The 12,083-nt window shown below is 66.0% G+C and carries 7 protein-coding genes and 1 pseudogene; 3 read left to right on the forward strand and 5 right to left on the reverse strand.

The features are described from left to right. Nucleotides 1-82 precede the first annotated feature (82 nt). Both ACHQ4I_RS37355 and ACHQ4I_RS37360 read left to right on the forward strand, forming a co-directional pair. Nucleotides 83-1,519, forward strand: a complete 1,437-nt coding sequence (locus tag ACHQ4I_RS37355; RefSeq protein WP_420776594.1) for an FAD-binding oxidoreductase — start codon at nucleotides 83-85, stop codon at nucleotides 1,517-1,519. Continuing rightward, a complete protein-coding gene (locus ACHQ4I_RS37360; RefSeq protein ID WP_420776595.1) occupies nucleotides 1,516-2,832 on the forward strand; it encodes a class I SAM-dependent methyltransferase in 1,317 nt (438 codons plus the stop codon). The genes ACHQ4I_RS37355 and ACHQ4I_RS37360 overlap by 4 nt, the downstream gene beginning before the upstream one ends. A 22-nt stretch (nucleotides 2,833-2,854) precedes the next feature. On the opposite strand, the gene ACHQ4I_RS37365 is transcribed toward ACHQ4I_RS37360, so the two are convergent. Together ACHQ4I_RS37365 and ACHQ4I_RS37370 are read right to left on the reverse strand one after the other, a co-directional pair. Continuing rightward, the gene (locus ACHQ4I_RS37365; RefSeq protein WP_420776596.1) at nucleotides 2,855-6,436 is read right to left on the reverse strand and encodes a protein kinase domain-containing protein; all 3,582 of its coding nucleotides are present in this window, start codon (nucleotides 6,434-6,436) and stop codon (nucleotides 2,855-2,857) included. A 168-nt stretch (nucleotides 6,437-6,604) separates the two neighbouring features. Further along, entirely contained in the window at nucleotides 6,605-7,057 is a 453-nt protein-coding gene (locus ACHQ4I_RS37370) for an SgcJ/EcaC family oxidoreductase (RefSeq protein ID WP_420776597.1), read from the reverse strand. 92 nt (nucleotides 7,058-7,149) lie between these two features. Between ACHQ4I_RS37370 and ACHQ4I_RS37375 the strand changes: the two genes are divergently transcribed. Beyond that, entirely contained in the window at nucleotides 7,150-7,602 is a 453-nt protein-coding gene (locus ACHQ4I_RS37375) for a MarR family winged helix-turn-helix transcriptional regulator (protein WP_420776598.1), read from the forward strand. Nucleotides 7,603-7,674: 72 nt separating this feature from the next. Here the strand turns inward: ACHQ4I_RS37375 and ACHQ4I_RS37380 are convergent, their stop codons facing one another. From ACHQ4I_RS37380 to ACHQ4I_RS37390, 3 genes and pseudogenes are all read right to left on the reverse strand, one after another. Further along, nucleotides 7,675-9,825 (reverse strand): 3-hydroxyacyl-CoA dehydrogenase NAD-binding domain-containing protein, encoded by a 2,151-nt coding sequence (locus tag ACHQ4I_RS37380; RefSeq protein ID WP_420776599.1) that lies wholly within the window; start codon nucleotides 9,823-9,825, stop codon nucleotides 7,675-7,677. Nucleotides 9,826-9,864: 39 nt separating this feature from the next. Then, nucleotides 9,865-11,079, reverse strand: coding sequence for an acetyl-CoA C-acetyltransferase (locus ACHQ4I_RS37385; protein ID WP_420776600.1), 1,215 nt, complete (start codon nucleotides 11,077-11,079; stop codon nucleotides 9,865-9,867). 326 nt (nucleotides 11,080-11,405) lie between these two features. After that, nucleotides 11,406-12,083: pseudogene (locus tag ACHQ4I_RS37390) on the reverse strand (DNA polymerase III subunit gamma/tau); the annotation flags it as partial.

The raw sequence follows: 12,083 nt of genomic DNA on the forward strand, positions 1-12,083 counted from the left end.
AACAGATCCGTGACATTTATCCCTCGCCGGTGTCCTCGAAGTGGCTCGGTGAACCGGTGCGTACTAGCGTCGAGGAGTGGCAGTGAGTCTGTTGGGGAAGGCCGGACACGCATCGGCCGCACACGAATCAGGGTTCGCCGCGCATCGAGCGGGTGTGGACCGGCTGTTGGCGAGTTACCGTGCGATACCCACCGACGCCAATGTCCGGCTGGCGAAAAAGACCTCGAATCTGTTCCGGGCCAGGGCAAAGAACACCGCCCCCGGTTTGGACGTCTCCGGACTCGCCCAGGTCATCACGGTGGACGCCGACGCGAAGACGGCGGACGTGGCCGGGATGACCACCTACGAGGATCTGGTCGCCGCCACCCTGCCCTATGGGCTGGCTCCGCTGGTGGTGCCGCAGCTCAAGACGATCACCCTCGGCGGCGCGGTCACCGGGCTCGGCATCGAGTCGACCTCGTTCCGCAATGGCCTGCCACACGAGTCGGTACTGGAGATGGACGTGCTGACCGGCGCGGGCGAGATCGTCACCGCGACACCGGATGGCGAGCATGCCGACCTGTTCCACGGCTTTCCCAACTCCTACGGCACCCTCGGCTACTCGGTCCGCCTGAAGATCGAACTGGAGACCGTGCAGCCCTATGTGGCGCTGCGGCACGTCCGCTTCCACAACCTGCGCGAATTGGAGTCCACGCTCGCCGAGATCGTCACCGAGAAGCGCTACGACGGTGAGCGCGTCGACTACCTCGACGGCGTGGTCTTCACCGCCGACGAAAGCTACCTGACGTTGGGCCGCCAGACCGACGAGCCCGGCCCGGTCAGCGACTACACCGGCATGGACATCTACTACCGGTCCATCCAGCACGACTCCGCGACGCCCAAACGCGACCGGCTGACCATCCTCGATTACCTGTGGCGCTGGGACACCGACTGGTTCTGGTGCTCGCGCGCCTTCGGCACCCAGAACCCGAAGATCCGCCGCTTCTGGCCGAAACGCTACCGGCGCAGCAGCTTCTACTGGAAGCTGATCGCGCTCGATCACAAGTACCACATCGGCGACAAGCTGGAGGCCCGCCAGGGCAATCCGCCGCGCGAGCGGGTGGTGCAGGACATCGAGGTGCCGGTCGAGCGGACCGCGGATTTCGTCGAATGGTTCCTGCGCGAAATTCCGATCGAACCGATCTGGCTCTGCCCGTTGCGACTGCGCGAGACGGGTATACCGACCACCGGGCGGCCGTGGCCGCTGTACCCGCTACAGCCCAACCGGACCTACGTCAATGTCGGATTCTGGTCCGCGGTGCCGACCGTCGCAGGTCAGCAGGAGGGCAAGGCCAACCGCGCCATAGAGCAGACGGTCACCGAGTTCGACGGGCACAAGTCCCTGTACTCGGATTCGTATTACGGCAAGGATGAATTCGCGGCCCTCTACGGGGGCGAGACCTACACCGAATTGAAGAAGCGCTACGACCCGGACCAGCGACTGCTGGATTTGTATTCGAAGGCGGTGCAACGCAAATGACTACATTCAAGGACCGTTCCGATGTCTTCGCGGACCTCGGGACCAAACTCAGCATTGCCGAGATCTTCGAGACGCTGATCGACGGCGAGGTTCCGATTCGGCTGACCGCCTACGACGGCAGCACGACCGGGCCGCAGGATTCGGAATACAGCCTGGAGATCAAGAACCCGCGCGGCATCAACTATCTGGCGACCGCGCCCGGTGATCTCGGCATGGCCCGCGCCTACATCTCCGGCGATATGACCGCCACCGGCGTGCACCCCGGCGATCCGTACGACATTCTCAAAGCCATGGACGGGCTGAAGTTCCGTCGTCCATCGGCGCTGGCGCTGGTCACCATCGCCCGCTCGCTCGGCTGGGAGCGGCTCAAGCCGATCGCGCCGCCGCCGCAGGAGACGCTGCCGCGCTGGCGCCGGATCGCGCTGGAGGGCCTGCGCCACTCCAAGACTCGCGACGCCGAGGCCATCCACCACCACTACGACGTCTCCAATACGTTCTACGAATACGTCCTCGGCCCCTCGATGACCTACACCTGCGCGGTCTACGAGGACGAGAACTGGACGCTGGAGCAGGCCCAGGAGAACAAGTACCGCCTGGTCTTCGACAAGCTGCGGCTGAAGGAGGGCGACCGGCTGCTCGATATCGGCTGTGGCTGGGGCGGCATGGTGCGCTACGCGGCCAAGCGCGGCGTCAAGGTCATCGGCGCGACACTATCCGCCGAACAGGCGGAATGGGCGCAGCAGAAGATCGCCGAACAGGGGCTGTCCGATCTGGCCGAGGTGCGGCATTCCGACTACCGCGATATCTCTGAGATCGGCTTCGACGCCGTCTCCTCGATCGGGTTGACCGAACACATCGGCGTGCACAACTACCCGTTCTACTTCGACTACATCAAGAGCAAGCTGCGCGATGGCGGCCTGTTCCTGAACCATTCCATCACCAGACCGGACAATACCCGGACCACCAAGGCCGGCGATTTCATCGACCGCTACGTCTTCCCGGACGGCGAATTGATCGGCTCCGGCCGGATCATCTCCGAGATCCAGAATGTCGGCCTCGAGGTGATGCACGAGGAGAACCTACGCGAGCACTACGCGCTCACCTTGCACGAATGGTGTAAGAACCTGGTCGCCAACTGGGATGCCTGCGTCGAAGAGGTCGGCGAGGGCACCGCGAAGGTATGGGGCCTGTACATGGCCGGTTGCCGACTCGGCTTCCAGCGCAATGTGATTCAGCTGCATCAGGTGCTCGGCGTCAAGCTCGGCCCGAACGGCGAATCCGGTCTGCCGCTGCGCCCCTGGTGGCAGCCGTAATCATCGGCCGAAACCGCCCGTCCTAGCCCAGGAGTTCATCCAGGAATAGGGCGGGCAGTGCCACCTCTGCGGGTGGTCCCGGTGTGGCGCGCATTTCAGTGCGCAGCACGCGCAGGATGGCGAGCACGCCGGGGCCGGCGTCCAAAAGCGGCATGGTCCAGCCGTGTTCGGCACAGGTGGCCGCCGCGGGCAGCAGCAGTCCGGTGGCCTCGCCGACCCAGCCGGAGGCGGCCAGGCATTCGGCGAGCAGCAGTGCGGTATCCAATTCCGCACGGGGACGGTTTTGTTCGACCATGCGGCCGTGCAGCGCGCGGGCCCGGCGCACCGCGCGATCATCGGAACGCAGCTGTCGTTCGGCCAGCAGCGCCCGGACCGCGGCGAGCTCCTCCGCCTCCGCCGCCAGCGCCGCCGCACCCGTCATGTGATGCGCCTGGTGAATGGTTCCGGAGATATCGGTTTCGTATCCGCTCGCGGTGTCGGCGACCCGACGGGCGGCGGTATCGGTCAGCAACCCGAGGCGCAGCCGCTCGGCGCGGATATGCGCGGCGAGCCGAACCAGCCGGTTATCGGCGGCGATTCGATCACCCTCGTCGAGCCGGGCGGTGGCCGTATAGAGATCGCCGAGCGCGGCCTTGACCCGGGCGCCGACCACGAAGGTGGAGATCAGGAAGTCGACCGGACCGACCCGGGTGACCAGCTGGTGGCTGTCGTCGAGCAGCCGATCGGCGCTGTCCAGATCGCCTCGACGGTAATTCATCTCGCCGAGCAGCGCGGCGGCCACCCGCACCGCGTGCGAGCGCGGCCCCGACTTCTGCCGCGCGGTTTCCCATGCCCGCTGGAAACAGCTTGTCGCGGTGGCGATATCGAGTTGTTCATAGGCGGCGGCGCCCTGTCCGCACAGGCCGAATACCGCGCCGAGCGGATCCTTGGATCGGGCGTGATACGGCGCCGCCCATTTCTGGATTTCGCGCGCACCGTCGAAATCGAATTCGCACAGTCGCACGAACGAGGTCAGATTCGCCGCGGTCGATACGGTCCACGCGGGTAGTTCGTCGGGCTTCTCCAGGCAATCGGCCACCCGGTCCAGCACTCCGTCGGTGTGATCGCGTGCGATCTGATCCGCGGCCGCGAGCACGGCGGCCTCACAGCGCTGCCGGACGACATCGGCGTCGGTGGCCGACCCGCGCGACAGCACATTCGACAATCGGCCCAAGGCCGTCCGAGCGGCACTGGACTCTTGCAGATTCACATTCGCCCTGGCCACCGCCATCAGCAGTTTGGATCGCGAAGCCACCTGCTGGACCGGCAGTTTCGATACCGTCCCGAGCAGCGTCGCCAGCCGGGACTTGTCGATGAGGTCCATGCCGCCGCTCTCGAGCAGGTCGAGGGCCATCTTCAGATCCGTGGCCGCCAACGCGTGATCGACCGACTTGCGCAACAGCTGATGTTCGGCGTACCAGCGAGATGCCTTGCGGTGCAGCGCCTTCAGCTTGCTCGGATTGGAACGCTCCAACCGCGCCCGCAGATGTTCGGCGAATAGCGGCTGCATCCGGAACCACTCGGGATCGTGGGCAATGCGCCGCACGAACAACTCCCGCTGTTCGGCCTGCTCCAGCAGCAGTTCGCCGTCGGGATCCTCCGATAGCGCCGAGGCGAGTGAACCGCAGACTCGTTCGGTGATCGAGATCGAAGTCAGGAACTCCAGCATCCTGGGTTCGAGCGAGTCCAGGACATTTTCGGCGAGATATTCGCGGATGCCGTGACTGCCATCGGCAAGATTAGCGATCAACCGATCCGGATCGATATTGCCGCGCAATGACAAACTCACCAGCTGGATGGCGGCGGGCCAGCCGTCGGTGGCCGCGTGGATCTCCTCCACCTGGTTATCGGTGAGCGCGAAACCGTTGCGCCGCACCAGAATATCCTTGGTCTCGGCCGCCGTCAGGCGCAGCGCCGATGAGCCGATTTCGACCAGTTCGTCGTGCACCCGCATCCGGCTGGTCGGCAGGCCGGACTGCTCCCGGCTGGTCACCACGAAGCGCAGATGGTGACATCCCTTGTCCAGCAACGCATCCATCGCCCGATGCGCGCCAGCATCGCTGACCCGGTGCCAGTCGTCCACGATCACCACGACGGTTGACCCGCTGGCGTGGATCTCATCGATCAGGGTCGAGATGACGTAGGCGACCGCATCGGCGGGGCGTTCCTCGAGCACCTGGTCCAAACCCTCGCCGACATCCGGGCGGACCCGGCGGATGGCCTGGATGAGGTGGGCCAGGAACCAGATCTCGTTATCGTCGTCCTGGTCGACGCCGAGCCAGGCCACCGGAACCCCGCCATCGGCCAGCTCGGTGCGCCATTGCGCGGCCACCGTGCTCTTACCGAATCCGGCCGGTGCGTGGATCACCGCGAGTTGGCGGCGGCCACCGGCGCGCAGCGTATCCAGCAGGCGCGGGCGCGGCACCGGGTCGCGGGCCGGGGTAGGCGGTCGGAATTTCGTCGCCGCCGTCGGCGGCAGGGTCGGCGCGGCCGAGCTCGAATTGGCCGGATGCTGCGATACCGCGGGACGCAATGTCAACGGCCAACTGCGGTGTGCGGTCACCGCGGGTCGCGTCACGGTCGCTTCGGCCGCGGCCGCATGATCCGCCTCGTCCGGCACGACCGAGGTGTCCAGCAGCGCCATCTCATCGGGCATCTGACCGTGCTCGAGCTGCACCGTGCGCAGCAGCTCCCCGAACTCGAATGCCGAGGCGGGCCGCTTACTCGGATCGGTGTCCATTGCCTGCTGGATGGCGTCGGCGACATCGTCGGGGATGTCGTGGCCGTGCAGATCCGGCACCGGCTGGGTGGTGATCCGCAGGAATTGCGCGACCACCTTCTCCCCCGACTGCCGTTCGAAGGCCGCATGACCGGTCAGCAACGCGAACAGCGTCGAGCCGAGTCCGTACACGTCGGAGAGGACGGTCGGCTCGTCACCCTTGAGCACCTCGGGCGCGGTGAAGGCGGGCGAGCCGGTGATCAAACTGCTGGAGGTGCGGAAACCGCCCGGGATCCTGGCGATCCCGAAATCGGTCAGCTGCGGCTCGCCGTATGCGCTGAGCAGCACGTTCGCCGGTTTGACGTCCCTGTGCAGAATTTGGGCACGATGCGCGCTCTCGATCGCGCCCGCCAACTTCACCCCGGCGCGCATGGAATCCGCCCAGGTGAGCGGGCCCTGTTCGCGAATGACCTGTTCGAGCGAACCGCGGGTGCAATAGGGCATGACGATGAACGGCTGGCCGGTCGGGGTGACATCGACCTGCAGGATGTCGACGATATTCGGATGGCCGGACAGCCGACCCATCGCCTGTTCTTCGCGCAGGAATCGCTCACGGCTCTCGGCGTCGATCTCCGAGGAGAGCACCTTCACCGCGACCACCCGGTTCAGTGCGTACTGGACACAGCGGTACACCACCCCGAACCCGCCCCGGCCGATCTCGACGGCACCCGACAGGCCCATCGCCTCCAGCTCATCGACGATCTCGATGGGCGCATGCCGCTGCGTGTCCGATTCGGCCGGTGTCGACTCGGGATTTGCCTTGCCCGAACGCATCTGTGGACTCATGTGACCACCTCGAACTCACATCGAATCGGCGTCACCGGCGATGAAGAACCACACGGACATCGGACATCGCGAAACCATCTCGCGATGCCCGATATGTCTGCGCATACTCCAACGTAGCGCGGTATCAACCCGAGTGGGTGGCTTTCGAAACAGCGTGGCGCCAACCGCTCAGCGCTCGGCGGAGGGGCGGGCGGCGGGCGTGGACAGGTAGGTGATGCGTTCCATGAGCTTGTTGCGCTTGGTGTTCTGGAAGGCGGCGATCAGCCAGCGACCGTCGCGGCGGACCAGAGTGTAGGTCTGGGTCTTGCTGAGCTGCTTGGGCTTGCCCTTGTAGGTGTCGCCGTGGCTGTTGACCACGGCGGTGTCCGGGCCGTAGAAGCGAATGTCGACGATGTCGTCGGCCAGCCGAGTGCCCTTCAGGACGCTGCCGAACAGGGCACGGTGCGAGGCGACGATATCGGCGCGGCCACGGTAGAGGGTGCCGAGAAAGCTTGTGTAGGTGGCGTCTTCGGTGAAGACGGCGCCGTAGGCATCGGCGTCGCCGCGCCCCCACGCCTCGACCAATTCCGCGAGCACACTCTCGATGGCCCGGGTATCCGCATTGGTGTCGTTGCTGCTCATGATGGTCCTCCGTGCTAGATTTCTTCTTATAAGAGCTTTCTTCGTTGAAGAAGTCTCTTCGTTAGAGAAGAGATTAGAAGATGGAGGTATCCGTGTCAACACCGGCGATGCGCCCGGACGCGACCGAGGTCTACCGGCGCTATCTGAGCGCTGTCATGCTGCACGGACAGGCGGGCGCGCGCGCCGTCGATCTGGGCGCGACGGACCTCTACGCACTGAACATCCTGGAACTCAACGGCGCCATGACCCCCGGCGAACTCGGCGCCCGCAGCGGCCTGACCACCGGCCCGACCACCCGTCTCATCGATCGCCTGGAAGACGCCGGCTACGTGCGCCGCGTCCCGGTCCCCGGCGACCGCCGCAAGATCATCGTCGAATTGATCGGTAAGCCAGCCGATCTCGACGAAATCCTGGCCCCCGCACGCCGCGCCATCGGCGAAATCATCGGCGGCTATTCGGCCGAACAGCGAGAGGTGCTGTTCGACTACTTCACCCGCGCCGCCGACGCGTACTACCAGGCCGCCCAGGATCTGCGACCCAGCTGAAGTACAAGGCCCCGAGACGGCGAAAGCCCGCCACCGCGAAATGCGGTGGCGGGCTGACCTTTATCGCAAGACCTACTTGCGCAGCGAGGCCGGAACCTCGAAACGCTCGCCGTAGGTCTTGGCGAGGTAGTCGGCACGCTCGACGAAGGCCGCCTGGCCACCCGGGTAACCGACGATGAACTGGTGCACACCACCGGTCCAGGCCGGGAAGCCGATGCCGAAGATCGAGCCGATGTTGGCGTCGGCGGTGGTGATGAGCACACCCTCGTCGAAGCACTTCTGGGTCTCGATGGCCTCGATGAACAGCATGCGGTCGATCAGATCCTGCAGCGGCACACCGAAACCGGCCGTGGTCTTGAAGTGCTCGCGCAGACCCGACCACAGGCCGAGGCGCTTGCCGTCCTCGTCGTACTCGTAGAAACCGGCCTTGCCCAGGCGACCCGGACGACCCTGCTCGACCAGGTAGTCGATGACATCCTGCGCCGGGTGGCGCTTCTTGCCCAGGGTGTTGTCGCCGTGCTCGGCGGCCTCGAGGGTCTCCTTGGCGATCTTCTGCATCAGCGTCAGGTTCAGCTCGTCCGACAGCTGCAGCGGCGCGGCCGGGTAGCCGGCCTGCAGACCGGCCTGCTCGATGGTCGCGGGCTCGATGCCCTCGTTGAGCATGGCGATCGCCTCGTTTACGAAGGTGCCGATCACGCGCGAGGTGAAGAAGCCACGGCTGTCGTTGACGACGATCGGGGTCTTCTTGATGGCGAGGGTGTAGTCGAACACCCGGGCCAACGCCTCGTCGGAGGTCTTCTCACCCTTGATGATCTCCACCAGCGGCATCTTGTCGACCGGCGAGAAGAAGTGGATGCCGATGAAGTCCTCCTGGCGCTTCACGCCGGTGGCCAGACCGGTGATCGGCAGGGTGGAGGTGTTCGAGCCGAGCAGCGCGTCCGGGGTGACGATGTCCTCGATCTCCTGGAACACCTTGTGCTTGAGCTCGGTGTTCTCGAAGACGGCCTCGATGACGAAGTCGACACCGGCGAAGTCGGCCGCATCCGCGGACGGCTTGATCCGGTCCAGCAGCGCCTTGGACTTCTCCTCGGTGGTCTTGCCGCGCGAGAGCGCCTTGGCCTCGATCTTCTCGGAGTAGTTCTTGCCGCGCTCGGCCGCCTCGATGGTGACGTCCTTGAGCACGACCTCGTAGCCCGCCTTGGCCGAGACGTAGGCGATGCCCGCGCCCATCATGCCCGCGCCGAGCACGCCGACCTTGCGGATCTCCTTCTTCGGGACATCCTTGGGCCGCGAACCGCCGTTGTTGATCGACTGCAGGTCGAAGAAGAACGCCTGGATCATGTTCTTCGCGACCGGGCCGGTCAGCAGCGAGACGAAGTAGCGCGACTCGATCAGCGACGCGTTGTCGATGTCGACCTGCGAGCCCTCGACCGCGGCCGACATGATGGCGCGCGGAGCGGGCATGTTGGCGCCCTTGAGCTGCTTGCGCAGGTTGGCCGGGAAGGCCGGGAGGTTGGCCGCGAAGGCCGGGGTGGACGGAGTGCCGCCCGGAATCTTGAAGCCCTTCTTGTCCCAGGGCTGCACGCCGCCCTCGGGGTTGGCCTTGATCCACGCCTTGGCGGCGGGCACCAGCTCCTCGATCGAGCCGACGACCTCGTTGATCAGGCCGATCTCCTTGGCCTTGCCCGGGCGGTACTTGTTGCCCTGCAGCAGGAACTGCATCAGCGCGCCCTGCAGGCCGAACATGCGTACGGTGCGGATGACACCGCCACCGGCGGGCAGCAGGCCCAGGGTCACCTCGGGCAGGCCGAGCTGCACGCCCGGCACGTCGGCCGCGATGCGGTAGTGGGTCGCGAGGGTGATCTCCAGGCCGCCGCCGAGGGCCGCGCCGTTGATCGCGGAAACGACCGGCTTGCCCAGGGTCTCCAGCCGACGCAGCGCACCCTTGATGACGCCCAGCTCGTCCATGAGGGCCTGGCCGTCTTCCGGGCCGACCTTCATCATGTTCTTCAGGTCGCCGCCCGCGAAGAAGGTCTTCTTCGCCGAGGTCAGCACCACGCCGGTGATGTTGTCCTTCTCGGCCTCGAGCCGGTCGACGGTCGCGGTCATGGACGTCTTGTACAGCTCGTTCATGGTGTTGGCGCCCTGGTTCGGGTCGTCCATCGTCAAAACGACGATGCCGTCCGAATCCTGCTCCCAACCGATCATGTTGGTCTCGCTCACAGCTCTGTGTCTCCTTGAATTCTGTGCTGTCGGTTGGGGTTAGACGCGCTCGATGATGGTCGCGACGCCCATGCCGCCGCCGATGCACAGGGTGATCAGCGCGTAGCGGCCGTTGCGGCGCTCCAGCTCGTCGACCATGGTGCCGGTGATCATCGCGCCGGTGGCGCCGAGCGGGTGGCCCATTGCGATGGCGCCGCCGTTGACGTTCAGCTTCTCGTCCGGGATCTGCAGGTCCTTCTGGAACTTCAGCACCACGGAGGCGAACGCCTCGTTGATCTCGAACAGGTCGATGTCATCGTTGGTCAGACCGGCCTTGGCCAGCGCCTTCTTGGCGGCCGGGGTGGGACCGGTGAGCATGATGGTGGAGTCGGCACCGCTGGTGGCGGTGGCCACGACGCGCGCACGCGGGGTCAGGCCCGAGGCCTTGCCCGCTTCTTCCGAACCGATCAGCACCAGCGCGGCACCGTCGACGATGCCCGAGCTGTTGCCGCCGTGGTGGACGTGGTTGATCTTCTCGACGAAGTGGTACTTCTGCAGCGCGACCGCGTCGAAGCCGCCCATCTCACCGACCACGGCGAAGGACGGGTTCAGCTTGGCCAGATCCTCGGAGGTGGTGCCGGCGCGGCGGTGCTCGTCGTTGTCGAGCACGATGATGCCGTTCTGGTCCTTGACCGGGACGACGGACTTGGCGAAGTAGCCGCCGGTCCACGCCTTGTCGGCGAGGTCCTGCGAGCGCACCGCGTAGGCGTCGACGTCATCGCGGCTGAAGCCCTCGATGGTGGCGATCAGGTCGGCCGAAACACCCTGCGGCACAAAGTAGGTGTCGTAGTTGGTGGCCGGGTCCAGCGCCCAGGCGCCGCCGTCGGAGCCCATCGGCACGCGGGACATGGACTCCACACCACCGGCGATGACCAGGTCATCGAAGCCCGAACGGACCTTCTGCGCGGCCAGGTTCACGGCCTCGAGGCCGGAGGCGCAGAAGCGGTTGAGCTGGAAGCCGCCGACGGTGTCCGGCAGACCGGCCACGGTGACCGCGGTGCGGGCGATATCCATGCCCTGGTCGCCGACCGGGCTCACCACGCCGAGGATGATGTCGGAGATCCGGTCCTCGTCGAGGTTGGGGAAGCGAACGCGCAGCTCCTGGATCAGACCAACAGTCAGGTCGATCGGCTTCACCGAATGCAGCGAACCGTTCTTCTTGCCGCGGCCACGTGGAGTGCGGATGGCCTCGTAAATGTAGGCCTCTGTGGTCATATCGGAGTGTTTCCTTCCTTAGGGTGCGGCGGGGGCGAACATACGTCCATCCACGCTCTATGCGGCGTCCGAACGTCATCCGTTCGAGCGCGTTGTGCAGCGACACCACGTTTGCGGCGTGGCCGCGGGGGACCTCGCCGACCGGGCCGGAACCCGATCGTCCTAACGCTGTACAAAAGCCGACAAGCAGCGGTGATCACGAGTCCTACCGCCCAGTAGCCCTGGGCATACGATAGAACGTCGCGACACCGCAGTTCGCGGCCACCCGTTCATACTACCGTCGTGTGCGAACTCCGGTTAACTTAACGTGCTGTGAACGACGGTTGTCAACCATCCAGCCGTGTGGCACCCAGCTCACTTTTGAGCAATTCCAAGGCGACCTCATCCGGGTCGCGCCGATCCCCCGGCGCCACCGGAGTCTGCGATTCGGCCAGCATCTCCTGCTCCTCCTCCGGCGTGGAGGGCGGCGGGACGCCGTCGATGGGCGCGTAATCCATCGGTCCCGGATCATCGGGTAGATCGGGGAAGTCGGGCGGCGGAATATCGTCGTCGCCACGGAACGACCGCGCATCGCCACCCGGGGCGTTGCGCTGACCGCGCCCCGCGGCGGGATCGGACGCCGCGGCCCTGGCCTGACTGGGCCGCGAAAAACGCGGCGGCGCGGGCGCATCCGAACCGCGGGCGGCCGGGTTGCCGGATTCCCGTCCCGGCGCATTCCCGGCCTGACCACGCGCCCGGCTCGTCTTCGGCGCGGCAGCGGCGGGTCGAGGCGCGGCGCCACCGGCCTCCCAGCGCACCGGATGATCACTGCCCAGCACGGCCCGCACCGCCGACCGCACCGCCTCCACATTCCGTGGATCCGACAGCCGCTGCGCCAACGGCGCATGCTGATGCGCGAAAACGATCACCTCCCCCTCGATCCGCGCCACCGAGGCCCCCGACAACAACGCCTGCACCGTGGGCCCGAACTCCCGAACCTTCGCCCGAATCTCCCCCCAAGCCCC

This window comes from Nocardia nepalensis (assembly GCF_048910785.1).
Taxonomy (GTDB): Bacteria; Actinomycetota; Actinomycetes; order Mycobacteriales; family Mycobacteriaceae; genus Nocardia; species Nocardia nepalensis.